Annotated in this window: 6 tRNA genes; all 6 read left to right on the top strand. The window is 48.0% G+C overall.

What is annotated here, in order from left to right:
* The first annotated feature begins 35 nt into the window (after positions 1–35).
* The 6 genes from BA70_RS18900 to BA70_RS18875 all read left to right on the top strand — a co-directional run bounded on the left by BA70_RS18900 (position 36) and on the right by BA70_RS18875 (position 799).
* Positions 36–108: transfer RNA gene (locus BA70_RS18900), tRNA-Thr, on the top strand.
* 24 nt (positions 109–132) lie between these two features.
* A tRNA-Tyr gene (locus BA70_RS18895) sits at positions 133–217 on the top strand.
* Between the two features lie 13 nt (positions 218–230).
* Positions 231–304: transfer RNA gene (locus tag BA70_RS18890), tRNA-Trp, on the top strand.
* A 29-nt stretch (positions 305–333) separates the two neighbouring features.
* Positions 334–409, top strand: a tRNA-His gene (locus BA70_RS18885).
* Between the two features lie 223 nt (positions 410–632).
* Positions 633–706, top strand: a tRNA-Gly gene (locus tag BA70_RS18880).
* Positions 707–722: 16 nt separating this feature from the next.
* A tRNA-Ile gene (locus tag BA70_RS18875) sits at positions 723–799 on the top strand.
* The last annotated feature ends 32 nt before the right edge of the window (positions 800–831 follow it).

Genomic DNA, 831 nt, shown 5'->3' with positions numbered 1-831 from the left:
CGGCGGTTCGATTCCGTCCCGAGCCACCACTATTTGCCGGTGTAGCTCAATTGGTAGAGCAACTGACTTGTAATCAGTAGGTTGGGGGTTCAAGTCCTCTTGCCGGCACTGCTTTTTCTTTTTTCTATATGTGGAGGGGTAGCGAAGTGGCTAAACGCGGCGGACTGTAAATCCGCTCCCTCCGGGTTCGGCGGTTCGAATCCGCCCCCCTCCACCATTTTTATTTTCATAGGGGCATAGTTTAAAGGTAGAACAGAGGTCTCCAAAACCTCCGGTGTGGGTTCGATTCCTACTGCCCCTGCCAATTATATTATATGATTCATAACATTTATGGCGGTTGTGGCGAAGTGGTTAACGCACCAGATTGTGGCTCTGGCACTCGTGGGTTCGATTCCCATCAATCGCCCCATTTTATTACCAACGATATCTGTGAAGATATAAACAAAAATGAGTACATATGATACCAAAAACATAGAAAGTAGAATGTTCACTGCATTTTTACGTCCAGCAAGGATAGCAAGTGTTTTACGTCCATTTTCCTTGTCGCCGTCTAAATCCCGGATATTGTTCGACAGTAAGATGGCTCCAACTAAAAGGGTTCGATTCCCATCAATCGCCCCATACATATTTTTGCGGGTGTAGTTTAGTGGTAAAACCTCAGCCTTCCAAGCTGATGTCGTGGGTTCGATTCCCATCACCCGCTCCATTTGTATATCGTTCATGGGCCTGTAGCTCAGCTGGTTAGAGCGCACGCCTGATAAGCGTGAGGTCGGTGGTTCGAGTCCACTCAGGCCCACCATGATCTTCCGCAGTAGCTCAGTGGTAGAGCTA

It is taken from the genome of Bacillus zhangzhouensis, assembly GCF_000715205.1.
Lineage (GTDB): Bacteria > Bacillota > Bacilli > Bacillales > Bacillaceae > Bacillus > Bacillus zhangzhouensis.
The sequence above is the reverse complement of the archived record's forward strand: the minus strand, read 5'-3'. Positions and strand labels throughout refer to the sequence as shown.